Here is a 26,021-nt window from a genome sequence, read left to right as displayed (position 1 = left end):
GCGGACGGGGGTGTCAGCCGCCTCGGGGACCGGGGTCCGCCCGGCCTTCCGCAGCCTTCCGCAGCCTTCCGCAGCCGTCTCCGACCGCCTCCGACCGCCTCCGGCCTTCCTCAGCCGACGACGCCGGCCGCGAACGAGCCGTCGCAGACCGGGCGGGCGAAGGAGCGGGCCCGCTGGACGTCGCCCTGGTACTTGCGCACCGCCGCCTTGCCCAGCTCGCCGGCCAGCGAGGTGCAGTAGGGCGTCAGCGAGGGCTGCTCGCGCATCGAGCGCTCCAGCAGGTCCAGCGCGGCGGAGGGGTTCTTCGCGCGCAGCTCGTCGAGCAGCGCCACCCGCAGCGAGTCCTGCGGGGCGAGCCCGTCCGAGGTCCTGGCCGCGGCGCCGGCCGCGTTGTTGGAACGCCCGATCCCGGCGCCGTCGCCGCTCGACGCCGCCACGACCTGCTGGTCGAGCCCGGTCGGCGGGGCCCACGGGACCCGGGTCACGGCGAGGGTGCCGGTGGTCACCAGGACGACCGGCAGGGTCAGGGCGACGGTCTGGCCGATACGGCGCACTAGCTGCTTCACCCTCAGGAGAGTAGCGGTGGGTGCGGGCAGGATCGCCCTCCGTTACACCATCGAGTGACACACTGTCCGGTTTCGTCCCTCCGCCGTGTTGACGCGGGGGTGTACGGACGGAGCCCGCCGGACCACGGGGGTCCGACGGGCTCCGGGGAGGCGCGAGGTCGCGTCAGTTGCTCAGGCGCAGGCCGGAGCTGGTGGAGAAGACGTGGGTCTCGTTGGCGATCGGCACGACGTGGATGGTCTCGCCGCGGGCCGGGATCTGGCGGCCGGGCACGCGGACGACCAGCTCGTGGTCCTTGCCGCCGATCTGGGTGGTGCCGTAGACGAAGCCGTCCGAGCCGAGCTCCTCGACCACGTTGACGGTCACCGCGACGCCCTCGATGCCGCCCGACGGGACGACCTCGAAGTGCTCGGGGCGGATGCCGACGGTCACCGTCTTGTCGGTGCCGGCGCCGGACAGGTCCTCGCGGGAGATGTTGACGACCGAGCCGCCGAACTTCACGCCGCCGTCCACCAGCGGCACCTCGACCAGGTTCATGGCCGGCGAGCCGATGAAGCCGGCCACGAAGAGGTTGGCGGGCTTGTCGTACATGTTGCGCGGGGTGTCGACCTGCTGGAGCAGACCGTCCTTGAGCACCGCGACCCGGTCGCCCATGGTGAGCGCCTCGGTCTGGTCGTGGGTGACGTAGACCGTGGTGATGCCCAGGCGGCGCTGGAGGCCGGCGATCTGGGTGCGGGTGGAGACGCGGAGCTTGGCGTCCAGGTTCGACAGCGGCTCGTCCATCAGGAAGACCTGCGGCTGGCGGACGATCGCGCGGCCCATCGCGACGCGCTGGCGCTGACCGCCGGAGAGCGCCTTCGGCTTGCGGTCCAGGTAGTCGGTCAGGTCGAGGATCTTCGCCGCTTCCTCGACCTTGGTGCGGATGTCCGCCTTGTTCACGCCGGCGATCTTGAGCGCGAAGCCCATGTTGTCGGCGACGGTCATGTGCGGGTAGAGCGCGTAGTTCTGGAACACCATGGCGATGTCCCGGTCCTTCGGCGGCAGGTGGGTGACGTCGCGGTCGCCGATCCGGATCGCACCGGCGTTGACGTCCTCCAGGCCGGCCAGCATGCGCAGGCTGGTCGACTTGCCGCAGCCCGAGGGGCCGACCAGCACGAGGAACTCGCCGTCCGCGATCTCCAGCTCCAGCGCGTCCACGGAGGGCTTGTCCGCCCCGGGGTAGACGCGGGTCGCCTTGTCGTACGTGACAGAAGCCATGGTTGTCGCTCTCCTTCACCGGCAGGAACGTGCCGGACGATCCGAGTAAAGGGGGGTTTGTCAGGGTTCCGCCGGGCCGCCAGTGGTCTGAACCACTGCTCGAACCGACTCCCGGCGACGCTACCTGCGGTTCCGTGACTTGTCAGCCCCCACCCGACCCGATTTCGGCATCGGTTCCATCACGCCCACCCATCCCACCAAGCCCCGGATATCCCCCCATCCCGTCACCCGGGCCCGGTAGACTGCCCCCGGTGCCGCCGTGATCCATCGCGGACGGCCACCGTGCCTCCTTAGCTCAGCTGGCCAGAGCACCGCTCTTGTAAAGCGGGGGTCGTCGGTTCGAACCCGACAGGGGGCTCAAAACCGGACAAAATTTCGGGGCATATCAGACATTGATCTGGGTATGACCTAGTACCCGCGAAAGCGGGGGTCGCTTTTAGCTAAGGGCTGCTGACCTGCACGAAGACGCAGGTCAGCAGCCCTCTCTGCTTGGCGGAGCGACCAGTGCGCGACTGGCTCATCGAAGGACGGAGGCACCCGTTTGGGCTAGCGGAGTGTCTGGTGTGGGGTGGTGACCTCTACGCACTGGCAGCCGTCCGGCACACATTCGGCACACATCCGGCAAGGCCGGACTCTGATCCTTTGTGCTGGCTTGGGCTTGGCCGTTCAAGGTGCCCTCACTGTGATCCCCAGCTGGCCTTGACGGTCAGCGCGCCTAACGCTCGGCGTAGCGCAGGAACTGCCACGCCAGCACGGCCAGAGCGAGCGTCTCTGCGAGTGAGATGCCCAGGAGCTGGGGGCGGACAGTAGACGAGCTCCAGAACGCGATGACGCCAGACATCGGGAAGGCCAGGTACATGAACAGATCAATGGCGGTCTGCAGGCGCTTGCGTGTGGTGCGACTGGAGTCGCTGCGGTGATAGTGCTCCCAGGCGAAGACAGCGTCCTGGGCACCGCTGAGCCCCGTAAGTTGTGGTCCCAGGCAGTCGCGGATGTAGCGGCCCATCGTCGAGATCTTTTCGTCGTTGACCAGGTAGGTCCAGCCCAGGACGAGACAGATCACAGGGAGGGCGAGCAACAGTTGGTGGCGTCTGGTTTGAGCGGTGATCGCCAGGACAGCCGTGGAAGCGGCCAAGGTGAAGTAGAGAAGGTTGTCGCGGAAGCCGATCCGTGCCTTCTGTTCCTCCTTGATGCGGTCGTATTCGGCCAGCAGTAGTCGGCTCTCGGTGATGTCCTCGGCAGTGGCCACGAAGCCTCTCTTCTGGAAGGTTGTGCGGTACGCGTCTGGACGTTCAACGAGCTTGTTTCGGAACGGTTTTGGCGGCCGTGAGAGCTACGCTGTGATCCACATCCCGGATGCAGTGGTGTAGGACGCCCTGAGCATTCGGACAGGCAAGCCATCCTCGCGAGGTGCTACGTGGATTCGTCTGGCGGAAAGATCGTCATCCTCACTGCGCTACTGCTGGAGTACCGGGCTGTGCGGGGACGGCTAGAGGATCTGCAGCGGCTCGACCACGAGGCGGGGACGATCTTCGAGCACGGCTGGATCCCCGGCACGAGCTGGGAGGTGTACATCACTCAGGTTGGCCAAGGGAACCAGAGCGCAGCGATCATGACGGAGCGTGCCATCCGCATGATCGACCCGGAGGCCGTCTTCTTCACAGGCATTGCGGGAAGGCTCAAGCACGATCTCGCCCTCGGTGACGTCGTTGTAGCGACCCGAGTGTTCGCCTATCACGGAGGGAAGCAGGAGGAGTCCTTCAAGGCCCGGCCTGAGACATGGCAGGCGTCCCACCGCCTTGAGCAGACAGCTCGCTATGTCGCACGGGACCCGCAGTGGGCTGCGCAGCAGCAGCCTTCAGGGCAGGATGAACCTGAGGTTCACTTCAAACCGATCGCCGCCGGCGAGGTTCTAGTCAACGCCTCTACATCCGCGCTTCACGACCTCCTGGACGAGCACTACAACGGCGTAGCAGCGATTGAGACAGAGGGAGCTGGCTTTTCAGGTGCCGCGTCCATGGCCGACCAAGTGCCCGCGTTGGTCATCCGCGGGATCAGCGATCGGGCTGACGGCAGCAAGCAGCACACGGACAGCGGCGGCTTCCAGCAGGTGGCTGCCAATAATGCTGCTGCCATGACCATCGCCGTCATCAAGGCGCTGGCTCCCTCAAGAACAGTTAAGACTGGGGGGTCGGCTGGCCAGGACACAGGCAAACTAGGTCTGTTGGGCGCTGCTGCGCCTGCGAGCGCGCATCTTGAGGAACCGCTGCCAGTCGCGTGGAGAAGAAAACTGCTGCCATCGTGGTCCAGCGAAGGCGCGACGTTGGAGGTGCACTTGGTCCCGGAGTACAGCCTTCGGCTGCCCGTGCGCCAGATGAGTCAACTCAAGGAGTGGCTCGTATCAGTTGGTAGGAAGGAAGAGGTCTTCACTCCATCTGAGGCAGTGGCCGGTGCTCTCGAAGCCGACTTCGTAGCTGCCTTCGCCCGTGACCAACGTCGTGGCAGCGTCGGCCTGGCAATTTCACAGTCCGGCCAGCGAAGCTGCTGGGAGCCCCTTCCTAGCCCCTCGCGGATTCATATCCCAGTACTTGACCCTGAGCACACCAAGGAACGCGTCACAGGTCTGCTTCGGCTTCTATTGCGCCTCCAGGACGTCCCGCAGACCCGATACGCTCCAGCGCTCGCCATCGATCCTGCCGAGATCCTGACTGTGACGAGCCTGGAGTCTGCCGCCAATTCCAACAGTGCAAGCCTGGCGCGTGTCGGCAGGAGTGGGCCGGTACAAATTGTTCCTCAGGAACTATGGGATGCTGCAGATATTTCCGCCGCAGCACCGACGATCGCGGAAGAGCTTACTTTGCGCCTGATGCTCCACTTCCGGAATCCAGGCGATAGTCAGCATTTCTGAGATGGCCCGCTAGGTGCCGACGCGCGTGTATTTAAAGGTCAGCACTATGCCCTGCGGGCATTGGCATCTTTTCTCCCTTTTTCAGGCGCAGATTATCTGTCTTCCTATTTTCGACCCACGCGTTCCAGGCTTTGATGTACATCGCCACTTGATCTCGTAGGCCCAATCGTCGCCTAGAGCCACGCTTTTGCAAATCTCTGGGAACTTTGCGCAGCGCGAGGCGTGGATCTCCCATCTCTAGATTTGCGCCCGATGTGACACCCTGGACCCATTTGTCAACTTGCATCGTGGGTGCCGCCTCTGTCGTTACGAAGTAACCCACTGCCGCCGCCGTTTGGCTAGTAAAGACTTGCCTGGAAATAATGCGGCCGATGCTTACTGCAGCCCTGAATCCCTCCGCATTGGCATTGTATTCCGCCAGAATGCGATCATTTGTAACCCGGGCTCGTGGGCTGCTCCAAGAGGAATCGGGCATAGTTTTGAACAGGATGACGTGGCGGATGGTTGAGGAAAGCAGAGAAAGATATTTCTCGCCAGTTGACGAAAGCGCATCAGCTCCGCTCCGACGCTTTCCAGTATCGAGGACTGGGAACGCGCTAGCCGGCAGCCCCTCGAAGGCAAAAATCCTTACGGCAGTGTTGGCCTTGATAATTGCATGGAGCCGATGCTGGCCATCGAGGAGGGCCCCACTCGCTAGCGGTCCGTCAAGTGCAATTCCCTGATGAGTCAATTGCCACTCGCCACGACGAATCGCTTCTGCCAGGTAGTCTACCTGTCCGAGGTCTAGGCGTCGATTGACGGAGGCCCGGGATAGCAGCTCATCGGCAAGCTCAGGAGTGACCACAACAAGGCGGGGGATGGGATCTTTCTCTGCAGGGATGCTCTCTGGAATCATTGCAGAAGTCTATAGATTCGAATGGAAGGTTTCTGCAATAAGAGAGAATGCTTCCAAATTTGATCATCTGGTGACATGGATTGCACTTTTCTGTCCATCGAGTTGGCGCACTCTCGCGTCTTGCGTAGGAGTTCGGGTATGACGGTGCGGACTGCAAGGCTGTTGGGTGCACGGCCTTGGCTCGCCATGAGAGCAGGAGGCGGAGCATGAAGCGCTCACAGCGGGCCGTCCGTCTGGGTTGCTTGCGGTCGCGGGACGAATCCATTGGTGCAACCCTGGGACTGTGTGGAGCCCACTGTCGAACTCTTAAGGAGGCGCTGCGATGAATTGCTGCTCGTCTATTTCGAATGGCCTTCTGGCTGGCACGATGGCTTGCGATTCGCCGTTGAATCCCGAGGGAATATCTCATTGTGCCATGGAGGTGGAAATTTCCAGAGGTCAGGCGATTTATCTTAGCGGCAATATTCATGACTTTGTACGTTTTCGGTCGAGTTGGTGGATGTGGGGCTGCAGTGAGTGGTTTCAGGTGACACGGCCTGACCTGGCATTCAACCTTGACTTGATGTCGGAGAATATTCGGATGGTAACTGCGGCTGCCCTGTGCCGATGGCGGATGAGTATTTAAATAGTCGTCCTGCGTGCGAATTGACTGGCCAATTGTTTTTGGTCAGCTACTCCCCCCGAGGGGAATCGAATGGTTCGGTCGAGACGCGTAAGTGCTGGAGAAGCGGGACGGCTGCGGCGGTGACCAAGGGGATGATGACGGCGTTGGCGGCGTCGGGTAGACCGACATTGGCAAGCAGCAGCCAGACGGCGGCCATGACCGTGCCGAGTCCGGCGTAGGCGGCGGCGGTTCGCATAGGGGACGCGGGGCGGTCATCGAAGTCCCACGCGGGTTCAGGATCGAGCAGGGAGGGGTGAACCAGGCGAGTGGTGGCACGGCGTACGTTGGTAGGTACGGAGACATGCTGGAGAACGGACGCAAGCAGTTGAGCGAGGGATCGCTGCGCTTCCTCCTCTGGGGCAGCCTGGCCGGTCTGGTGCGGATCTACGTCTAGAAGCCGGGCCTTGGCGGCATGCAGGTTGCGGACGGTCAGTGCAGCCTGCTCCTGGATATTGCGACGTAGCTGGTGATCAGCCTTCCTGGGGCTGTGGGCGGCCTGGCGCAGCAGTGCGGTGCGCCTGAAAGTGTCTGAACGGCCTCGCAGATGGCCTCGTCCCGACTGGTGCCGCGGCGTTCAGGCGCGTCATTGGCGTAGGACAGGGCTGCAACCACAGTGGCGTGGGCAGTCCATTGGTGGGGAACACTGCGCGCTGCGCCTCGGCGGTCGGCTTCTGCCAGGACGATCGTGAGGGCCAGCAGTAGCCAGGGCAGGAACGGGGCGGCACTGAAGTGATGCCGTGTGTTGGCGGATGAAGCAGGCGTTGCCAACATCACTACCTCGAACGAAATGAGTGAGGCGATGGCAAGTGGCGCCCACACCAGGGCCAGGCCCCAAGTTGCCAGAGCTCTTCTGGTTACGACCTTCTGCACGGCTGTCCGGTCGAGTAGGACTGGCGCAGTCACTCCCTGCTCAAGCAGCACGGTGATGGCACGTTCGGCCTGTCGTCGGGTGGCTGTCCCAGGGAGCCGGCTCAGGAAGGGGATGCGGGCCAGAAACTGTCCGGGGATTCGCTTCGCGGAGCTACCCCAACCAGAAGAGGTCAATGCTGCGGCCATAACCAGATAGAGGGCTGTGCCGACTGCGATCCATGCCAACAGACTGATCATGGGCACTGATGATGGACGAGAGAACCGACAGCCCTCGCGGACAGAGGTTCCAGCGTTGGCCGCGGGCATCGTGCGGGAAGGCGAAGGTAGCTGGCGCAGCCAAGACAAGTTGTGCTGCGGGTATGCCTGATGCGCCGTCGGGTGAACCGTGTTCGCTGCACGGATTTGGCACACATGAGGGTGAGAAGCGACCGGCGGTCGGAAGAGACACTGAGAGTGATCTCAGCAGGCCAGCCGCCTTGTCGGCTGCATCCTTGCAGGTCACGGGCTTGCCGGGAGGAAAACTTGTAAAGCGGGGGTCGTCGGTTCGAACCCGACAGGGGGCTCAGGTGTACGAGGGAAGGGCCGGTCCGACGGGGTGTCGGGCCGGCCCTTTCGCGTGGGCGGGGTCAGTCCGGGGGGAGGGCGAGGGTGGCGACGGCGCCGCCGTCGGGATGGTTGGTGAAGGTCAGGGCGGCGCCGATGACGCGGGCGTGGCCGGTGGCGATGGTGAGGCCGAGGCCGTGCCCGCGGCCTCGTTCGGGGGCGTTGGTGCGGAAGCGCTGCGGGCCGTGCCGGAGGAGGTCCTCGGGGTAGCCGGGGCCGTGGTCGCGGACGGTGATCCGCAGGCCGTCGACGTGCAGGTGGACCGGGCCGGCGCCGTGGCGGTGGGCGTTGAGGATCAGGTTCCCGAGGATGCGGTCCAGCCGGCGCAGGTCGGTGCGGACCTGCCGGTCGGCGGTGATGTCGACGGTGACGTCCAGGCCGGTGAGGGAGACGGTGCGGCGCGCCGCGCGCTCCAGGGGGACGGCCGAGAGGTCGGGGGACTCGGCGTCGGCGTCCAGGCGGGAGACCTCCAGCAGGTCCTCGACCAGGCCGCGCAGTGCCTGGACCCGGTTCTGCACGAGCTGGGTGGGGCGTCCGGGCGGCAGCAGCTCGGCGGCGGTGACCAGCCCGGTGAGCGGGGTGCGCAGCTCGTGGGCGACGTCCGCGGTGAAGCGCTGCTCGTCCTCCAGGCGCCGGTGCAGGGTGCGGGACATCAGGTCGACGGCGGCGGCGAGGTCGGCGACCTCGTCCTTGCCGTCGACGAGTTCGCCGATCCGGGTGTCCGTCCCGCCGGCCGCGATGCCCCGGGCGGCGGTGGCCGCGGTGCGCAGCCTGCGGCTGATCCGGTCGGCGACGAGCACGCCGGCCAGCACGGTGGTGAAGACCGCGGCGACGACGGTGAGCAGGATGATCCGGTCCAGGTCGGCGATGGCCTGCCGGTCCTGGGTGAAGTCCACCCGGACGGACAGCACCCCGTTCTGCACCGGGCCGGCCGCCCACATGGACTCGCCGGTGCCGTCGGCGGCGAGCAGCGAGCCGTGCCGGCCGCCGTCGGCGAGGGCGCGCAGCCGGTCGGGCAGGGCCGGGTCGTTCACGGCGGCGCCGTGGCCGGCCACCTCGCCGTCGCGCCCGTAGCCGGCCAGGGCCGAGTCGAGGGCGGCGAGTGCGGAGGAGCGGGCCTGGTCCACGTGCTGACGGATCATCGCCTGGTGGACCAGCAGGCCGACGGCCACCGCGACCAGGACGGCGATGGCGGCGACGGCGGTGGCGATCTGGCGGCGCAGGGTCATGCCGGGCGCCGCAGCTTGTAGCCGAACCCGCGGACGGTCTCGATCCGGCCGGAGCCGATCTTGGCGCGCAGCCGCTGCACGTGGACGTCCACGACCCGGGTGTCGGCGCCCCATTCGTAGTCCCAGACGCGTTCGAGCAGGGTGGAGCGCTCCAGCACGATCCCGGGCGCGGCGGTGAACTCCAGCAGCAGCCGCAGTTCGGTGGGCGTGAGCGGGACGAGGCGGCCGTCCACCCGGACCTCCATGCTGTCGGTGTCCACCTGGAGGCCGTCGAAGCTGCGGACGGACGGGGTGGGGGCGGGGGCGGTCGGCGGGACCGCCGGCTGCGGGACCCCGGGAACTCCGGGAACTCCGGGAACCCCGGGGGTGCCGGGGAACGGCGGGGCGTCGGCCGCCGGGGCGTCCGGGGGCGGTGGGGCGTCGGTCGCCGGGACGACCCGGACGCGGCGCAGCACCGTACGGATCCGGGCGACCAGGACGGCGCTCTCGAAAGGCTTGACCACGTAGTCGTCCGCCCCTGCCTCCAGCCCGGAGACCACGTCCACCGGGTCGGTCCGGGCGGACATCATCAGGATCGGCAGCTGGCTCTCCTCCCGGATCCGGCGGCAGAGGCCGACCCCGTCGAGCAGCGGCAGCATGACGTCCAGCAGGAGCAGGTCGGGCCGGACGGCGTGGAACGCCTCCAGCCCCTCCAGGCCGTCGGCCGCCGTGGTGACCGGGAAGCCGTAGCGTTCCAGGGCCATCCGGGTGGCCTCGCGGATCACCTCGTCGTCCTCGACCAGGAGGATGTGCGGGTGGGCGGGGGTGGTGGCGGGGGTCATCGCTTGGCTTCCGGGAGCACGGCGGGGGCGGAGGGCCCCGAGGGGGTGGAGGGCGCGGCGGGCCCGGAGGACGGCCGGACGGGGCGCGGGGACGGGACGACGGCCTCGGGGGCCGCCTGCCTCGGCGCGAACGGGGTGGGGCGTGCCACTGCCGGGCCGGACTCGGGGGCGGCGGTGTCCGCGCCGGTGCGCGGGAGCAGGCCGACGCCCTCGTCCTTGCGCTCCTTCAGGACGAGCCTGTTGTCGTTCCACTGGTAGAGGCTGGTGGTCCGGGCGTAGGCGCTGGTGGGCTCGAACAGCCACAGGTCGGTGCCGACGGTAGCGGCGCTGAACGCCGGCTGGACCTGCACCTGGAGGACGGGCAGCAGGTGCTCCTCGGCGAGGGCGTAGACGTGCAGCACGACCCGCCCGGGGGTGGTGACGACGGTGATCAGCTCGGGCTGCCCGTCCCCGGAGAGGTCGCGGAACTCGGGGGCGCGGACCTCGCACCCGGCGCAGGAGCCGAGCGCCTGACGCTCCTCCGGGCCCACGTTCGGGTCCTTGGCGAGGACGGTGCGCACGTCGACCGCGGTGATGTCGTGCCCGGGGACGGTCAGGTCCGGTACGGGCTGCGGCGGCTCCTGGGTGACGCCGGCCGCGGCGGCGGACGGCGGCGGGGAGGTGGGCAGCTTCGGCCAGAGCGGCTGGAGCACCGGCGGCGGCGTGACGGCCCGGACCGGGCCCTGGTCGCGCAGGTCGCCGGGGGTGGCGCGGCCGAAGGCCAGGCCGGCGAGGGCGAGGACGACGACCAGGCCGGCCAGGGTGGCGAGCTGGACGGCGCCGGGCCGGCGGCGGGGTGGTGGTGTTGCTGCCACGGTCGGTGTTCGTCCTCCTGCTCTGCGGCGTCGCTCCGGTCGTCGTTCCGGTCGTCGCTCCCGTCACCGCCCCGGTGGTAGGTCGCGCGGTCGGTGGTCGGCGGTTCCGCGACGGTGACTTCGTGCGGGCCGTGCGGGCCGTCCGGGTAGTCCGGGTAGTCCGGACCACGTGGGTCGTACGGCTCGTACGGTCCAGGTGGTTCATGCGGTTCATGCGGTCCGTACGACCCGTCCCGGCCGTCAGGCCAGGTCCGCCAGCACGATGATGTTGTCCGTCCAGTGGCCGTCCGAGCCGATCCGCCCGCCGCAGGTGATCAGCCGGAGTGCGGGCGCGGGCGTGTCGCCGTACACCTGCTCGGTCGGGAAGTGGTCCTTGGCGGCCTGGAGCAGTGTGCGGACCTTGAAGTCCACGGTGCTGCCGTCGGCGCGCCGGATCCGGATCAGCTCGCCGGGCCGCAGTTTCGGCAGCTGCTTGAAGACCGCCGGGCCGTGCGCGGTGTCGTAGTGCCCGATGAGTACGGCGGGGCCGTTCTCGCCGGGCGTGGGGCCGTTGCGGTACCAGCCGACCTCCTCGCCCCGGTCGGCCGTCGGCACCTCGACCGTGCCGTCGGGGTTCAGGCCGAGGTCGGTCACCGGTGCGTCCACTCCGACGGAGGGGACCAGCAGGCGGGTCGGCGGCGAGGACGCGTACGGCTTCGGGGCGGTGGACGTGGATGTGGACGCGGCGCCGGCCGTGGCCGGGGTGCCCGGGGCCATCGCCGGGGCGTCCGTGCCGGTGCCGGTGCCGGTGCCGTGCGCGGAGGTCTCGACCCGCACCACCGGGGTCTCCCGGCCGGACAGCGCGAGCGAGGTGCCGAGGACCAGGCAGAGCAGGCCCGCGGTGCCGAAGGCGGTGCGGCGCAGCGGGCCCGGAGCGGGCCGGGCGGCGCGTCGGCGGCCCCGCCGGTGGTCCTTGGCGCGACGGCGGGTGTCGGTCCCCGCCACCGGGACGGCCCCGGCGGACTCGGGACCGGTGTCAGCCGCGCGCACCGGAGCGGCGGCGCAGAACGGCGAAGCCCAGGGCCGCGGCGCCGACGGCCGCGACGGTGCCGCCACCGGCGAGCATCAGGCCGGAACCCTCGGAGGCGGCGGAGCCGTCACCGGCCTGCGCGGCGCCCTTGGGCACCTCGCGGACCTGCGGCTGGGCGCCACCGGGCGCGACCGGGGCGGGCGAGGCGACGCCCTTGGGGGCGGCCACGGCCGGCGAGGCGTCGGTCTTCGGGGCGGCGGACGGCGTGGGCACGGCGGTCCTCGGCGCCGCGTCGCCGTTCGGGGCGGCGACACTGGGGGCGGCCGGCTTCGGCACGCCGTCGGCCCAGGCCTGCCCGCCGCTGATGGTGGCCAGCAGCGCGGCGCCGGTCAGGGCGCAGACCGCCAGGACGCGGCGGGCGGGCGAGTGGTGGGTACGGCTCCTGCTCATGCGGGGTGTCTCCATCTGCATCGGTCGGTAGGTGGTGGCCGCCGGTCCGCGGTGCGGTTCGCGGGCCCCGGCGTGCCGGTGTCGCGGGACGTCCGTCGTCGGCGCCGGACGCGTACGTCCTCGTCGAGGACGCCCTCCGGCCGGCTCATCCGGTTCGACCGGTTCGGCCGGTGGCGTCGTGGATGACGGTAGGAGGGCCGTGTCGCGGTCCTCGGCCGGTCGTGTCACGGCCGTTCATCGGCTGCGTAACGGCGCGGCGCTGCCGACGTTGCGGTTGCCCGTTGCCCGTTGCCCGTTGCCCGTTGCCCGTTGCCCGTTGCCCGTTGCCCGCCGCGCGCCGCCGCCCCGCGGCTACCGCCCCGCCCGCAGCCGGCGGAGGGTCCAGCCCGGGCCGAGCGGCCGGGTGTGGGCCGTGAAGAGCTCGGCGGCCCGGCGGTAGGAGAGGCGGGCGTGGCCGGTGTACGGGCAGCGGTCGCGGGCGGGGGTGCCGGCGGGGGCGCGGCGGTCGGTGAGGAAGAGCGGGCCGGTGGCGCGGCCGGCCACCAGGAGGGGGAGCAGCCGGGCGGTGCCGGACTGCCAGTGGACGGTGGCCTGCCCGGGGCGGGTGCGGCGGCGGGGCGGGTCGAGGTGGTCGGTGTCCAGGGCGAGGACCGTCTCGATCGCGGCGCCGGACTCGTGCAGCAGGTGCCAGAGCGCCTGTTCGCGCAGCGGCGCGCGGAGGGTGAACAGGGCGTGCAGTTCCTCGGGGGTCAACGGGCCTGCGGCCGCCGCGGGTTCGGGCAGCGGGCGGGCGAGCAGGCCGGTGGTCGGGTCGCCGTCGAGCCAGCCCCTGGCCCGCCACCAGGCCACGGCCGCGCGCAGGGTGGAGAGTTCCCGGTTGAGGGTGCGCGGGTCGGTGTCGGCCGCGCGCCGGGCGGCCGCGTCGCGCAGTCGTTCGGCGGCGTCCGGGTGGTCGAGCAGTGCGAGCGGCAGGACGGGCGGCCGGGCCCGCCGCCGTTCGGGGCCGGTGGGGGAGGGCCGGTCGGCGAGCGCCCAGGCCCAGGTGTCCAGCGCGATCCGGTAGATCCGCCGGGAGCCGTCGGCGAGCCCGGAGGCGGCCAGGTAGCGCTCGACGGCGACGGCGTACTCGACCGGTGGGAGTCCTGCCGCGGTTTCTGTCACGATCGCCTTCTTCCGCAGTAAATCAATTCCGCCAAGCCGCTCGAACCCTAGCCAAGAATCGCAGTAAAGGGCAGGTCGGGAGCCATTGAAAGACGAATTTACTGCGGCAGTTCGCTCCGCCCGGAAAATTGACTCCAAAAGGCTCAACTTTTTCGCCGGAATCCCTTGAAGCGCTTCCCTTCGGACCGCAGACTTGCTGCACATGGCAATGCAGACCGAACGGATCCCGGCCCGCAGAAGGCGACTGGGAGACCGTCTCGCCGTGCTCGGCGAGCGCGAATTCACGTGGTTCTTCATCGGATACACGACCTCCCTGATCGGCTCCTCGATGGCGCCGGTCGCGGTCGCCTTCGCGGTGCTCGACGGCGAGGGCGGCGCCGGGGGAGCCGGCGGTGGCGGCGGCACCGCCCTGGGGTGGGTGATGGCGGCCCGGATCCTCCCGGTGGTGCTGGTGCTGCTGGCCGGCGGGGTGATCGCGGACCGGCTCGGCAGCCGCCGGGTGATGCTGGGCTCGGACCTGCTGCGCGGCCTGGTCCAGGCGCTGTTCGCCGGACTGCTGGCGGCCGGGCACGCGCCGGTCTGGGCGATGGTCGTGCTGGTGGCGCTCTGGGGGGTCGGCGAGGGGCTGTTCATGCCGGCCTTCGGCGCGATCGTGCCCGATCTGGTGCGCCGCAAGGAGCTGATGGCGGACGCCAACACCTTGCTGGGGCTGGCCCGTTCGGTGTCCACCGTGGTCGGCCCCGCCACCGCCGGGCTGGTCACCGCCGCCTGGGGACCGGCGACGGTGCTGCTGGCCGACGCGGTGACGTACGGCGTCGGCGCCTTCGCGCTGGCCAGGTTGCGGCTGCCGGTACGGGCGGCGGGCGGCGAGGAGTCGATGATCCGGGACGTGCGGGCCGGCTGGTCGGAGTTCGTCTCCCGCCCGTGGCTGTGGATCACCACCGCGCAGATGGGCCTGTTCAACCTGCTGGTCTGGGCCCCCTTCCTGGTGCTGGGCCCGCTGCTCTCGCAGCGGGGCCTCGGCGGCGCCCGGGCCTGGGGCCTGGTGATGGGCGTGTACGGCGCCGGGGCGGTGCTGAGCGGCCTGCTGATGCTCGGCCGGGCGCCCGCCCGTCCGCTCGCGGTGGCGTCCGCGGCGGCGCTGGCCTGGGCGCTGCCCTCCGGGGCGCTCGCGGCCGGGGCGGGGCTGCCCTGGGTGGCCGCCGGCGCGCTGGTGGCCGGGGCCGGCTCGGCGGTCTGCGGGACGCTCTACAACACCACCCTGCAGAAGTGGGTGCCGGTGGAGCTGCTCGGCCGGATGACGGCCTTCGGCGTCCTGGGCGCCTTCGCCCTCGGCCCGCTCGGACTGGCGGCGGCCGGTCCGCTGGCGGGCCGGTTCGGCGCGGACACCGTGCTGCTCGTCGGGGCGGTCTGGCAACTGGCGGCCGGGGCCGTAGTGTTGGCCGTACCGGCGGTACGGAACCGCCGCTGGGAGGAGGGCCCGGACAGCTGACCAACCCCTCGGACGGCTTCGGGGCGCACCCCCGGCCCACCGCGCACCGCGCCCGGCCGGCCCCGGAGCGCGACCGGCTGCCCCTCCCGCGCACGCAGGCCTCCGCGGCGGGCGGGGCGGCCGACCCGGTCGTACGGTGGAGGACGGGGGAGACGGAGGAGGTCGATCATGCCCGGCTCGCTCACCATCAGCCATCACGGGACCGCGGTCACCCTGGACCACGCGGACGCGGAGCGGCTCGCCACCGTACTGGCGGACCTGGCGTACCTGCTGGAGATCCCGGGGTCGAACCGGCTCAGTGACGACCAGCTGGCCGTGCTGTGCGAGGGACGGTCCCCGGACCGCGCCGATCTGGTGCACTGGTGCGCTTCGCTCGCCCGTGGGCTGAAGACGCAGCTCTGACCGGAGCCGCCCGTGCCGCAGGCGGGCCGTCGTCCGGCGGACCGCCGCGCCACGGCCTGCCGCCCCGGCACCCGCCGCCCGACGGCCTGCCGCGCGACCGCCCGGCGCGCGACCGCCCGCCGTACGATGGCGCGCGGGGCGGGGACGCCCCCCGGGTGCCGGGGTGGCCGGCGGCCGGTCCGGCGGAGGGCGGGGGCCCGAGCGTGTCGCAGTCCTGGTCGATGTCCTGGCTGACCGTGCCCACGCCGCTGCCCAGCGGGCCGATGCGCATCGCGGTGACCCCGCTCGGCGTGGCGTCGGCCGGTTACACCGGGCCGCGCGAGGGCGAGCTGCCGGCGTGCACCGACGAGTCGAAGATCACCGCCGTCACCGAGCGGATCGGTGCCTACCTGGCGGGCCGCACCCGCGAGTTGGGCCTGCCGGTCGACTGGAGCCTGAGCTCCGGCCCGCACCGCGCGGTGCTGCAGACGCTCTGGCGCGAGGTGCCGTACGGCCGGACCATCACCTACGGCGAACTGGCCGCCCGCAGCGGGGTGTTCGAGGACATCACGGAGCCCGGCCTGGCCGCCCGCACGGTCGGGCAGATGATGGCCGCGAACCCCGTCCCCCTGCTGGTGCCCTGCCACCGGGTGGTGGCGGCGGACGGGATCGGCGGCTTCGGCGGCGGCCGGGTCGGCATCGAGGTGAAGCGCTGGCTGCTCACCCTGGAGGGCGTGCTGGAGCCGACCCTCGACTGGAACGGCCCGCTGTAGCGGCGGGGGTGCGGGCGGGGGCGCGGGCGGCGGCGAGCGGCCCGCGGCCGGCAGTGGGCCCGCCGCTCCCGCCGGTCGTCGCGCCCGGCCCGCCGCTCCCGCCGGTCGTCACGCCCGGGCCGCCGCCGGCTGCGCCCCCGGAGACACCCGCCCGGGCTCCTGCTGCGGGTGCACCGGCCGGATGCCGGGTACCAGGGTGTACTCGATGCCGCGCACGTCCGGCTCCGCCCCCGCGCACTCCGGCCGCTCGCCGAGCGCCAGCCGCACCGCGTCCCACGGCAGGTTGAGTCCGCACAGCCGCAGCTGGTGGAGCCCGGCGGCGGGGCGGGTGTTGACGTCGATGACCACCGGCAGGCCGTCGAGGCGGCGGAACTGGACGTTGGACAGGTACGCCATCCCGGTCGCCCGGACCAGCCGCCGGACGGGCTCCAGGTAGCAATCCTCGGTGGTGAAGCCCCGGCGGCGGCCCTCCTTGGTGCGCCCGACCGCGGCGAGCGGGCTGCCGTCCCGGTCGGCGAGGCAGTCCACCGAGACCTCCGGCCCGTCCAGGTGGGGCATCACCAGCAGGTCCACCGGCTCGCCGTCCGGGCTGCCCCCGGCCAGTGCCGCGGCGACCTGTTCGACCTGCACCCGGTGGTCCCAGCCGGCCAGCCGCCGCGCGTTGTAGGGCTCCCGGGTGAGTACCCGGAAGCCCGCGCCGCCGGCTCCGGTGGTGGGCTTGAGGCAGGCGGTGCGGCCGGTGCCCTCGATCCGTTCGACGGCGTCCCACAGCTCGGCGGGGGTGCGCACCCGCCACCAGGGCGGGGTGGGCAGCCCGGCCCCGGCGATCGTGGCGTAGCCGTCCGCCTTGCTGGTGAAGGCGGCTATCGCGGTGGCCGGCGGGCAGAGCAGCGTGGTGCCGATCGCCTCGAACTCCGGCCGGGCGAGGGCGATGGCGAGCTGGTGCAGCTGCGGGACGAAGACGTCGATCGCGTGCCGGGCGCAGTAGTCCAGGGCGTAGCCGACGTAGCCGTCCGCGGCCAGGCCGGCGGGCTCCGGGGTGCCGTGGTCGGCGGCGGCGAGCACGGGGGAGTCCGGGTCGCCGTGGGTCGCGTGGACCACGACGGGGCGCGGGGCGGCGCGCAGTTGCTCGATGAAGAAGACGTTCTCGGCGTAGGTGCGGTTCAGCCAGACACGTACGGGTGCACTCATGTGACCCTCCCAGGAGGGAAGTTGACGAAGGGTCAGGGCACCCTAGCGGCCTGTTCGAACGGCCCGGACGGCAGGGGCGCCGTGGGCGGATGGTGGCGCGGGGTGGCGCGGGTCGGGGCTTCGATGGGGGAGGATGGGGCGCGGCACTCCGATATGTTCGAATAAATAGTCGAACAAATATCGATCGGGTGATCCATTCGTACTATTTGTTCGGCCATTCGGAACCACTCGAACGAGTGATTGCGGGGCGCCCCTGAATGGGCCCACCATGAAGCTGCAACACGCATGTGCAAGGCGACGCTTCATTGGGATATGCGAAGGGCTCCCCTCATGTCGACCGAAACGAATGCCGGTATTCCCGCGCCCGGTGCGCAACCGGAGATCCGGCAGCAGCAGAGTCTGAGCACGGCGGGCGCGCGGAACCTCGCGACGACCACCAAGTCGGCGCCGCAGATGCAGGGCATCAGCCCGCGCTGGCTGCTCAGGAGGCTGCCCTGGGTGCAGGTGTCCGGCGGCACCTACCGGGTGAACCGCCGCCTGCGCCACTCGGTCGGCCGCGGCCGGGTGGGTTTCGTCAAGACCGGCGCCGAGGTGCGGATCGTCCCGCCCACGCTGGCCGAGGTGCCGGTGCTGCGCGGCTTCCAGGACGAGGCCGTGCTGGAGGAACTGGCCTCGCGCTTCGTGCAGCGGGACTTCGGCGCGGGCGACGTCCTGGTCCAGGCCGGGGCGCCGATCACCGAGGTGTTCCTGATCGCCCACGGCAAGCTCGACCGGCTGGGCACCGGCAAGTACGGCGAGGAGACGGTGATCGGCACCCTCGCCGACGGCGACCACCTCGGCGACGAGGCGATCCGGCAGGACGGCGGCGCCTGGCCGTACACCGTCCGCGCCGCGACCTCCGGCACCGTACTGACGCTGTCCTGGCCCTCCTTCCAGGAGCTGCACGACCGCTCCGAGGCGCTGCAGCTCCAGGTCATCGAGTACCTGAACGGCTTCCAGCAGGCGCAGAACAAGCACGGCGAGGCCGCGATCGACCTCGCCGCCGGCCACCAGGGCGAGTACGAGCTGCCCGGCGCCTTCGTCGACTACGAGCTCAAGCCGCGCGAGTACGAGCTGAGCGTCGCGCAGACGATCCTCAAGGTGCACACCCGGGTCGCCGACCTCTACAACCAGCCGATGAACCAGACCGAGCACCAGCTGCGGCTGACCATCGAGGCCCTGCGCGAGCGCCAGGAGCACGAGCTCGTCAACAACCCCGAGTTCGGCCTGCTCGGCAACGCCGCGTACGAGCAGCGGTTCCAGACCCACTCCGGCCCGCCCACCCCGGACGACATGGACGAGCTGCTCAGCCGCCGCCGCGGCACCAGGATGTTCCTGGCCCACCCCAGGGCCATCGCCGCCTTCGGCCGGGAGCTCAACAAGCGCGGCCTCTACCCGGGGACGGTCGAGGTCGAGGGCAAGCAGATCCTGTCCTGGCGCGGGGTCCCGGTCTTCCCGTGCAACAAGATCCCGATCGTCGGGAGCACCAGCTCGATCATCGCGATGCGAATCGGGGAGGACAACCAGGGCGTCATCGGCCTGCACCAGACCGGAATTCCGGATGAATACCAGCCCAGCCTCTCGGTGCGGTTCATGGGAATCGACGACAAGGCCATCATTTCCTACCTGGTGAGCGCCTACTACTCCGCCGCGATCCTGGTGCCGGACGCGGTCGGTGTCCTGGAGAACGTGGACATCGCGCAGTACTGACGGATCGCGCAGTACCGACGGTTCGCGGGGCCGCTCGCAGAGCCGCGCCGTCCGCCGGGGCCGTCCACCGGCCCCGGCCGGGCGGATGCGTGCCGGCCCGACGCGTACGTGCTGCGCACCAGCCCGGTGCATACCTGCTGCGTACCGGCGCAGTGCGTACCTGCTGTGCACCGGCCCGGCGCGCACCGGCACAGCGCAACCCCGGCCCGCCGTCGGCGGGCCGTCCCACGACAGGCGCCCGACAGGGGGAAACACCCATGACCAGTCCCACGCTGGAGCGGGACCACAAAGAGGGCCACGAGGCGGCCGACATCCTCGCCCGGACCCGCGCCCTGGTCGACCCGGTCCTGCGGGCCGCCGTCGACTCGCTGCCCGGCACCATGCGCAAGGTGGCCGGCTACCACTTCGGCTGGTGGGAGGCGGACGGCACTCCCGCCCAGGCCTCCGCAGGCAAGGCGATCCGACCGGCCATGGTCCTCGCCGCCACCCAGGCCCTGGGCGGCAAACCCAACGAGGCCGTCGCCGCGGCCGCCGCGGTGGAGCTGGTGCACAACTTCACCCTGCTCCACGACGACGTCATCGACCGGGACGACACCCGGCGCCACCGGCCCACCGCCTGGCGGGTGTTCGGCACCACCGAGGCCATCCTGGCCGGGGACGCCATGCACTCCCTCGCGCTGCGGCTGCTCGCCGAGGACACCCACCCGGCCGCCCACGGCTCGATCCGCCGGCTCGCCGACTGCGTGGTGGAGCTCTGCGAGGGCCAGCAGATCGACTGCGCCTTCGAGCGGCGCAACGACGTCTCGCTGCCCGAGTGCCTGGCGATGGCGGAGGCCAAGACCGGCGCGCTGCTGGGCGCGGCCTGCGCGATGGGCGCCCTGTACGCGGGCGCCTCCGAGGAGGCGGCGCAGGCGCTGGACTGCTTCGGACGGGAGATCGGCCTGGCCTTCCAGCTGATCGACGACCTGATCGGCATCTGGGGGGATCCGGCGGTCACCGGCAAGCCGGTCGGCGCGGACCTGGTCGCCCGGAAGAAGTCGCTGCCGGTGGTCGCGGCGCTGGGATCCGGCACCGTCGAGGGCAAGCTGCTGGCCGAGCTGTACGCGATCGAACGCCCGCTGGACGCCGATGAGTTGGCGCAGTGCGCGGCGGCCGTCGAGGCGGCCGGCGGGCGCGGCTGGGCGCAGGGCGAGTCCTGCGAGCGGATGGCCGCGGCGATGGCGCAGCTGGCCGCCGCCGTCCCGGAGCCGGCCGCGGCGGACGAACTGCTGGCGCTCGCCGAACTGGTCACCCGCCGCAAGCACTGAACGGGGCGCCCGCGCCGGAGGCGGCGCGCGTCGAACGCGTCCCCGGAGCGCTCTGCGGAGCGTCCCAAGGGGTCTTGCCGGGCGTGTCGCCGGGAGTGGTGCCCGGGCACCGCTGCCGACCGGCGCCGCCGTCAGCCGAGGGCGGCCAACAGCCGCCGTTCCTTGGCGGGTTCGAGGCCCTGCCGCACCGCCGCCCCCGGCCGCCCCTTGCGCCCCTCGGCGTCGGTGTCCTCGACCGGCCCGCGCCGCCGCAGCCACTCCCAGGTGTCCCGCGCCGTCTCGGCGAACGGGCGGCAGCGCAGCCCGGCCGCCTCCGCCCGGCCGGTGTCGGCCAGCCAGGCGCCCGCCATCTCGGGCAGGTCCGGCGCCCAGAGGGGGAGTTCGGTCCACGCGCCCACCTGGTCCGGCCCCTCGGCGAGCAGCGGCTCGTCCGGCACCCAGACCAGCTCGGTGTCCGCGGCCCCCGCGACCTCCCGGCAGGTCGCCAGCCACTCGCCGAAGCTCAGCCGCCCGGGCGGCGCCGTGGTGATGCAGCGCCCCGTCGTCCCGGCCGTCAGCAGGTCCAGCCCGAAGCCGGCGAAGTCCCGGACGTCGATCACCTGCATGGTCCGCCGAGGATCCCCCGGGGCCAGCACCCGACCACCGCGTGCCATCCGCTCCAGCCACCAGGGCAGTCGGCCGCCGAACTCGTACGGTCCGACGAGCAGTCCGCTGTTCAGCACCAGCGTGCGCCCGGCGCCGAACCCCGCCAGCACGGCGCGCTCGCAGCCGGCCTTCAGGGCGGAGGCGGGCGGCTGGCCGGGCGGGGTGTCGGCGGGGCAGGGGTGCAGTGCGGAGTCCTCGTCGACCGCCCGGGCGGGCCAGTCGGCGAAGGCGTGCACGGAGGAGACGAAGGTGTAGTGGCCGGCCCGCTCGCGCAGCAGCTGGGCGCTGAGCGCGGCCTGGGCGGGCTGTTGGGCGGAGGTGTCGACGACGGCGTCCCAGCTGCGGCCGTCCACCAGCCGGGCGAGGTCCCCGGCACTGTCGCGGTCGCCCCGGACCGCCTCGACGCCGGGCAGGTCGGCGGCGCTGCGACCGCGGTTGAAGGTGGTCACCCGGTGGCCCCGGGCGAGGGCCTCGGCAGCGTAGGCCCGTCCCAGGAAGGACGAGCCCCCAAGCAAGAGGATCTTCATACCGAGGACCCTCTCCGGGCCGCACCGCCCGTACGCCCGGATTCGCGGTCAGCAGATGCCGGGCCGGAGAAGTCGGGCCGCAGAAGTCGAGTCACGGGTGTCGGGTCACGGGCGTCCGGTCACGGGCGTCGGGTCGCCGGATGCCGCGGGGCGTCCGGTCCGACATGCCGCCCCACCCGGCCCCGCTTAGCATCCGAGGTGTACCGCGGTCGGCGACCGAACCCCGGTCCGGCGCCCGCCCGGAGCACGGCCCGGAGCACGGCCCGGACGGCGGACCCGCCGGCCGCCGCCGGTGACGAACGGCCCGCCGACGCCGAGCACTCCGCCGACCGGCTGCCCGCCCCGGACGAAGGACCCGCGATGAACCAGCCCGAGCTGGAGGCCCTGGCCGCCGACGCGTACGTCTACGGCTATCCGCTGGTCGCCGGCCTCACCATGGTCGAGCGCTTCGCCCGCGGCGGCCTGGGCACCCTGCCGGCGGCGCCGTTCAACCACATCAGCCACGCCACCCGGCTGGCCGGTCCGGCCGACCGCTTCGTCTCGGTCAACAACGACACGATCTACTCGATCGCCCAGCTCGACCTCTCCGAAGGCCCCCAGGTGCTGCGCGTCCCGGACACCGCGGGCGCCTACTACGTGCTGCAGATCATCGACGCCTGGACGGACAACGTCGCCTACCTCGGCCGCCGGGCCACCGGCACCGGCGCGCAGACCTGGCTGATCGTCCCACCAGGCTGGCACGGCACCCCGCCGGACCCGAACCGGGTGATCGAGCTGCCGACCACCGTCGGCACCCTCGTCGGCCGCTTCGCCTGCACCGGGCCGGAGGACCTGCCCCGGGTCCGGGCCCTCCAGTCCGCCCTGGAACTGGAGCCGCTGGAACCCGGCGGCCTGGTCGCCGGACTCCCCGAGCCGGACGGGGACGTCCCCGAGCGGCTGGCCTTCTTCGAACGGCTGCGGGTCTGGATGCAGGCCTTCCCGCCCGCCACCGCGGACATCGAGTACCAGCGCCGCTTCGCCCCGCTCGGCCTGCTGGACGACGGCGCCTCGCCGTACCGCTCGGCTGCCCCCGAATGGACGCTGACGCTGGCCAAGGGCCTGGCCGCCGGCCGCGAACGGGTCGAGGACGCCACCCGCCCGCCCGAGGACCACCCGCCCGGCGAGTGGCGCAGCACGCTCCACCTGTTCGACTACAACACCGACCACCTGGGCCCCGGCACCCTGGACGACCCCGAGTGGCGCATCCCCGACCGCCGCGCCGCCTACCTCAGCCGGGCCGCCGCCGCCCGGGCCGGCCTCTGGGGCAACCACGCCTACGAGGCCTCGTACGCGATGACCTACGACGACTCCGACGGCCGACCCCTCACCGGGGCCCACGACTACACCCTGCGCTTCGACCAGCCGCCCCCGGCCGGGGCCTTCTGGTCCGTCACGATGTACTCCGTCCCGGACTACTACCTGGTGGAGAACCCGATCGACCGCTACTCGATCGGCGACCGCACCCCCGGCCTCGCGCACGCCGAGGACGGCTCCCTCACCCTGGCCCTCCAGCACGACCAGCCCGAGGACCCGGCCGCCGCCGCCAACTGGCTCCCCACCCCGCCCGGCGAGTTCCGCCCCATCCTCCGCATCTACCAGCCCGAGCCCGCCGTCCTGGACGGCAGCTACCAGCCCCCGCCGATCCACCGGGCCTGACGCCCCGCAACCCGCCCCCGCCCGGAGAGCTCGTGCCCGCCGTCCCGGCCGGCGACCGCAGGCCCCCTGGCGCCCCGCGGCACGCCGACCACGCCCTCGGCCTGTCCCGCTGGCGCGCTGGCTAAGCGCCTCGCGCGGGAAGTCGGCCTGGTCGACTTCTTGTGCATCCCTTCCTGCCCGGGGGCGGGCAGCTGCCGTCCCGTGCCTGCGGTCCTGGCCGGCAATCGCCGGCGCCCTGGCGCCCCGCGGCACGCTCACCACGCCCTCGGTCTCTCCCGCTGGCGCGCTGGCTCCGCGCCTCGCTTGGGAAGTCGGCCTGGTCGACTTCTTGTGCATCCTCGGTCCGGCTTCTGGGGGCGGCAGTGGCAGGTCGGTCTGCATTGGCCGCCGATGCCCGACGCGTTGGGCGTGAGAAGTCGGCCCGCTCGACTTCTCACGCGTCCCTTCCTGCCCGGGCTCGCGGCCGGGACGGGCAGGCCGGCCTACGCGCTGCTGGGCTGACCCTGTTGCGCGCAGGAAGTCGGCCCGCTCGACTTTTCGTGCGCCCTTGGCCCGGCTTCAGGGGGTGGCAGTGGCAGGCCGGCCTTCATGCCCGCCGATGCCTGACTCGCCGCGCGTGAGTAGTCGACTGGGCCGACTTCTCAGGGCACCCCTTCGCCGAATTCCGCGAGGGGTGGGAGGGCCGGGGCGCCGTACTCGGCTGGTGCCCGCCGCTGCTGTGCGTGAGAAGTCGACCGGGCCGACTTCTCACGGCGCCCGGGTGCCCCGGCGGGCTGTGGTGTCAGCGAGGTGGCGGTGGGGTGGCCGTGCCGGGGGCGGTGGTGGCCGTGCCCGAGGGGGACGGGGAGCCGGTCGGCGGGCCGGACGGCGAGGGGGACGACGTGGGCGGGCTCGACGTGGTGGGGGCCGCCGTGGGCGAGGTGGCGGCGGAACCGGTCGGCGTCGGCGTCGGCGCCGGTATCGAGGACGGCGACGGATCGGCCGGGGAGGAGGCGGAGCCGCCGCGGTTGTGCGGCCCGCCCTCCAGGGTGACCACCGCCTGCGAGGGCGGCAGCGCGATCCGGGCGGTCCAGTGCGCGGTCGGCGCCTGGTCCTCGTCCACGGTGACGATCACGGTGATCCGTTGGCCGGGCGCCAGGGTGCCGGAGTCGCGGCTGAGCCGGAGCCAGCCGGCCTCCGTCACCGCGTGCCAACGGATCTCGGTGGTACCGGAGTTGGTGAGGGTGAGGATGGTCCGGCTGCCGTACTCGCCGGCCTCGACGGTGAGCAGCCCGGCCGGGGCGGGTTCTCCGGTGCCCGTCGCGGAGGCCCGGTCGACGGATGGGGCCGGTGCGGCGACCAGGGCCGGGCTGTCGAGCGGGGTCGCGCCGTGGGCCGGGACCGGGATCACCGAGCCCTGGAAGGTGAGCCGCGGAAACCCGGGAAGCAACGTTTCTGCACCGTCCGCACCGGCACCATCCGCGACCATTCCGGCCCCAGCCCCGGCCCCCGCCAGCTCCAGCCCGGGCATGCCGGGCGCACCCGACCCCGTCGGGCCGTCCACCGCGGGCCGTGGTTCCTGCCCGGCGGGCCGCCCGGCCCCGTCCACCCGTACGGCCGACACCGAGGCCGCGGAACCCGAGCCGCCACCGCCCCGGTGCCCGGCCCAGAGCGCGATCACCGGCGCCGCCAGGACGGCCGCGAGCACCCCGGTGGTCACCACCCGCCGGCGCACCGCCAGCCCGCGCCCCGCGTCCGGCGCCCGGTGCCGGGGGAAGCCGCTCTGGTCGAACCGCAGCCCCGGCTCCGCCACCCGAGCCGCCGCCACCCGAGCCGTCGCCGGAGCATCCGCCGCCCGAACGGCAGCCGCCCGGGCGGTCGCCGCGCCGGTGACCGCAGCGGTGAGCGGGCCGGTGACCGCGGCGGCCCCGGAGGTGTCCACCGGAGCGCGCAGCAGCGCCAGCCCCGACAGCCCGGCCGCACCCTCGGCGGCCTCGTGCGCGGCCACCCGCTCCGCCGTACCCCGGCAGGTCGGGCAGTCCAGCACGTGCTGCACCAGTTCCCGTCGCAGGGCCGGGCCGAGCACCCAGTCCCGCCAGGACTCCGCCCCGGCGCCGCCGAGCCGGTCCAGCTCCGGGCAGCTGCCCACGCCGAGCACCAGCAGCGCCGCCCTGGTCCGGGCGACCTCGGCCTCGGCTCCGGCCAGCAGCGCGCGGGTCCGCTCGAACGGCAGGCCCAGTACCGCCGCCACCTCCAGCGGGGTCAGCCGGTGCCGGACGGACAGCTCCAGTGCCTCGCGCTGTTCCGGGTCGGTGCCGGCCGCCTCGGGCCAGGCGAGTGAGGACAGCTCGCGCCGCCGCCGGGCCGCCTCGGCCTCGGTCTCGTCCGTCTCGGCCTCGTCCGGTGCGGCGCCGATCGCCGCCGCCCGCCCCGTCCCCGTCCCGGTCCCGGTTCCGGTTCCGGCACCCGCCACGGCCGGGCCACCGTCCGCGAGCCGGCGCAGGCAGCAGTACCGGGCGAGCGAGAACAGCCAGGCGCGCAGCAGCCCGGGCTCGGTGAGCCGGGTGCCGTGCCGCCGGGCGAGTTCGCGGACCTCGCGCAGGGCGTCGGCGGCCGCGTCGTGCTCGCAGAGCACCGAGAGGCAGTAGGTGAACAGGCCGTCCACCTGCCGGTCGTACGCCGCGAGCGCGGCGCCGGTCCGCTGCTCGACGGGATCGGCCGAGCCTGCGGCCCCGGCCGATCCCGAGGCCCCGGCCGACTCGGCGGGCCTGACCGGTCCGGTCAGCCACCGAGGCCTCCCCGGCCGGCCGGACCACCCCGGCCCGACCGCCCCGGTCGGCCCAACAGTTCTCGTCGTCACCCGTCCGACGGTAGAGAACGCGGACGGCTGACTCCGACCATTCGCCGCGTATGTACTTCTTTCGGGTAACAACATCGTCCATCTGTCTGGATGCGCGGCGGGCCCGCCGGCGGCCCGCCGTTGTCACACCCAGGCGC

The 26,021-nt window shown here is 71.9% G+C and carries 21 protein-coding genes and 1 tRNA gene; 8 read left to right on the top strand and 14 right to left on the bottom strand.

Annotated features, from left to right (window positions below):
* Positions 1 to 110: 110 nt before the first annotated feature.
* Both ACFVGO_RS20705 and ACFVGO_RS20700 read right to left on the bottom strand, forming a co-directional pair.
* On the bottom strand, positions 111 to 566 hold the full coding sequence (locus ACFVGO_RS20705) for a hypothetical protein (protein WP_359915310.1): 456 nt from the start codon (positions 564 to 566) through the stop codon (positions 111 to 113).
* A 163-nt stretch (positions 567 to 729) separates the two neighbouring features.
* Entirely contained in the window at positions 730 to 1,821 is a 1,092-nt protein-coding gene (locus ACFVGO_RS20700) for a sn-glycerol-3-phosphate ABC transporter ATP-binding protein UgpC (protein WP_359915308.1), read from the bottom strand.
* A 284-nt stretch (positions 1,822 to 2,105) separates the two neighbouring features.
* On the opposite strand from ACFVGO_RS20700, the gene ACFVGO_RS20695 reads away from it, so the two are divergent.
* Positions 2,106 to 2,179, top strand: a tRNA-Thr gene (locus ACFVGO_RS20695).
* 357 nt (positions 2,180 to 2,536) lie between these two features.
* Here the strand turns inward: ACFVGO_RS20695 and ACFVGO_RS20690 are convergent.
* The gene (locus ACFVGO_RS20690; RefSeq protein ID WP_380633269.1) at positions 2,537 to 3,070 is read right to left on the bottom strand and encodes a hypothetical protein; all 534 of its coding nucleotides are present in this window, start codon (positions 3,068 to 3,070) and stop codon (positions 2,537 to 2,539) included.
* A 168-nt stretch (positions 3,071 to 3,238) separates the two neighbouring features.
* On the opposite strand from ACFVGO_RS20690, the gene ACFVGO_RS20685 reads away from it, so the two are divergent.
* Positions 3,239 to 4,729: a hypothetical protein gene (locus ACFVGO_RS20685; protein WP_380633267.1), complete on the top strand. Its 1,491-nt coding sequence runs from the start codon at positions 3,239 to 3,241 to the stop codon at positions 4,727 to 4,729.
* Positions 4,730 to 4,760: 31 nt separating this feature from the next.
* Here ACFVGO_RS20685 and ACFVGO_RS20680 read toward each other — a convergent pair whose 3' ends face one another.
* From ACFVGO_RS20680 to ACFVGO_RS20645, 8 genes are all read right to left on the bottom strand, one after another.
* Entirely contained in the window at positions 4,761 to 5,624 is an 864-nt protein-coding gene (locus ACFVGO_RS20680; protein ID WP_380633265.1) for a hypothetical protein, read from the bottom strand.
* Positions 5,625 to 6,717: 1,093 nt separating this feature from the next.
* On the bottom strand, positions 6,718 to 7,395 hold the full coding sequence (locus ACFVGO_RS20675) for a hypothetical protein (RefSeq protein ID WP_380633263.1): 678 nt from the start codon (positions 7,393 to 7,395) through the stop codon (positions 6,718 to 6,720).
* Between the two features lie 389 nt (positions 7,396 to 7,784).
* On the bottom strand, positions 7,785 to 8,990 hold the full coding sequence (locus ACFVGO_RS20670; RefSeq protein ID WP_359915306.1) for a HAMP domain-containing sensor histidine kinase: 1,206 nt from the start codon (positions 8,988 to 8,990) through the stop codon (positions 7,785 to 7,787).
* A complete protein-coding gene (locus ACFVGO_RS20665; RefSeq protein ID WP_380633261.1) occupies positions 8,987 to 9,811 on the bottom strand; it encodes a response regulator in 825 nt (274 codons plus the stop codon). The genes ACFVGO_RS20670 and ACFVGO_RS20665 overlap by 4 nt, the downstream gene beginning before the upstream one ends.
* Entirely contained in the window at positions 9,808 to 10,665 is an 858-nt protein-coding gene (locus ACFVGO_RS20660) for a hypothetical protein (protein ID WP_359915303.1), read from the bottom strand. The genes ACFVGO_RS20665 and ACFVGO_RS20660 overlap by 4 nt, the downstream gene beginning before the upstream one ends.
* Positions 10,666 to 10,905: 240 nt before the next feature.
* Positions 10,906 to 11,649, bottom strand: a complete 744-nt coding sequence (locus ACFVGO_RS20655) for a class F sortase (protein ID WP_380633259.1) — start codon at positions 11,647 to 11,649, stop codon at positions 10,906 to 10,908.
* 31 nt (positions 11,650 to 11,680) lie between these two features.
* Positions 11,681 to 12,124: a sortase-dependent protein gene (locus ACFVGO_RS20650; protein ID WP_359915299.1), complete on the bottom strand. Its 444-nt coding sequence runs from the start codon at positions 12,122 to 12,124 to the stop codon at positions 11,681 to 11,683.
* A gap of 351 nt (positions 12,125 to 12,475) precedes the next feature.
* Positions 12,476 to 13,285 (bottom strand): hypothetical protein, encoded by an 810-nt coding sequence (locus ACFVGO_RS20645; protein WP_380551222.1) that lies wholly within the window; start codon positions 13,283 to 13,285, stop codon positions 12,476 to 12,478.
* Positions 13,286 to 13,487: 202 nt separating this feature from the next.
* On the opposite strand from ACFVGO_RS20645, the gene ACFVGO_RS20640 reads away from it, so the two are divergent.
* From ACFVGO_RS20640 to ACFVGO_RS20630, 3 genes are all read left to right on the top strand, one after another.
* Positions 13,488 to 14,777 carry an MFS transporter gene (locus tag ACFVGO_RS20640; protein WP_359914566.1) on the top strand — a complete coding sequence of 430 codons (1,290 nt, stop codon included), beginning with the start codon at positions 13,488 to 13,490 and terminating at the stop codon, positions 14,775 to 14,777.
* 168 nt (positions 14,778 to 14,945) lie between these two features.
* Positions 14,946 to 15,179: a hypothetical protein gene (locus ACFVGO_RS20635; protein ID WP_359914569.1), complete on the top strand. Its 234-nt coding sequence runs from the start codon at positions 14,946 to 14,948 to the stop codon at positions 15,177 to 15,179.
* Between the two features lie 203 nt (positions 15,180 to 15,382).
* The gene (locus tag ACFVGO_RS20630) at positions 15,383 to 15,931 is read left to right on the top strand and encodes a methylated-DNA--[protein]-cysteine S-methyltransferase (protein ID WP_380353551.1); all 549 of its coding nucleotides are present in this window, start codon (positions 15,383 to 15,385) and stop codon (positions 15,929 to 15,931) included.
* A 108-nt stretch (positions 15,932 to 16,039) separates the two neighbouring features.
* Here ACFVGO_RS20630 and ACFVGO_RS20625 read toward each other — a convergent pair whose 3' ends face one another.
* On the bottom strand, positions 16,040 to 17,122 hold the full coding sequence (locus ACFVGO_RS20625; protein ID WP_359914572.1) for an ATP-grasp domain-containing protein: 1,083 nt from the start codon (positions 17,120 to 17,122) through the stop codon (positions 16,040 to 16,042).
* A gap of 330 nt (positions 17,123 to 17,452) precedes the next feature.
* Between ACFVGO_RS20625 and ACFVGO_RS20620 the strand changes: the two genes are divergently transcribed.
* Both ACFVGO_RS20620 and ACFVGO_RS20615 read left to right on the top strand, forming a co-directional pair.
* Complete coding sequence (locus tag ACFVGO_RS20620) at positions 17,453 to 18,871, top strand: family 2B encapsulin nanocompartment shell protein (RefSeq protein ID WP_359914574.1); 1,419 nt, start codon at positions 17,453 to 17,455, stop codon at positions 18,869 to 18,871.
* 257 nt (positions 18,872 to 19,128) lie between these two features.
* Positions 19,129 to 20,178 carry a family 2 encapsulin nanocompartment cargo protein polyprenyl transferase gene (locus tag ACFVGO_RS20615; RefSeq protein WP_380633255.1) on the top strand — a complete coding sequence of 350 codons (1,050 nt, stop codon included), beginning with the start codon at positions 19,129 to 19,131 and terminating at the stop codon, positions 20,176 to 20,178.
* Between the two features lie 131 nt (positions 20,179 to 20,309).
* On the opposite strand, the gene ACFVGO_RS20610 is transcribed toward ACFVGO_RS20615, so the two are convergent.
* Positions 20,310 to 21,350, bottom strand: coding sequence for an NAD-dependent epimerase/dehydratase family protein (locus ACFVGO_RS20610; RefSeq protein WP_380633253.1), 1,041 nt, complete (start codon positions 21,348 to 21,350; stop codon positions 20,310 to 20,312).
* Between the two features lie 360 nt (positions 21,351 to 21,710).
* Between ACFVGO_RS20610 and ACFVGO_RS20605 the strand changes: the two genes are divergently transcribed.
* A complete protein-coding gene (locus tag ACFVGO_RS20605) occupies positions 21,711 to 23,045 on the top strand; it encodes a DUF1254 domain-containing protein (protein ID WP_359914583.1) in 1,335 nt (444 codons plus the stop codon).
* Between the two features lie 781 nt (positions 23,046 to 23,826).
* On the opposite strand, the gene ACFVGO_RS20600 is transcribed toward ACFVGO_RS20605, so the two are convergent.
* Positions 23,827 to 25,884 (bottom strand): sigma-70 family RNA polymerase sigma factor, encoded by a 2,058-nt coding sequence (locus ACFVGO_RS20600; protein ID WP_380633251.1) that lies wholly within the window; start codon positions 25,882 to 25,884, stop codon positions 23,827 to 23,829.
* Positions 25,885 to 26,021 lie beyond the last annotated feature (137 nt).

The organism is Kitasatospora sp. NPDC057738, assembly GCF_042798815.1.
Classification (GTDB): Bacteria; Actinomycetota; Actinomycetes; order Streptomycetales; family Streptomycetaceae; genus Kitasatospora; species Kitasatospora lactacystinica.
Note: the sequence above shows the minus strand (reverse complement) of the source record. Positions and strands in the feature narration are given on the sequence as shown.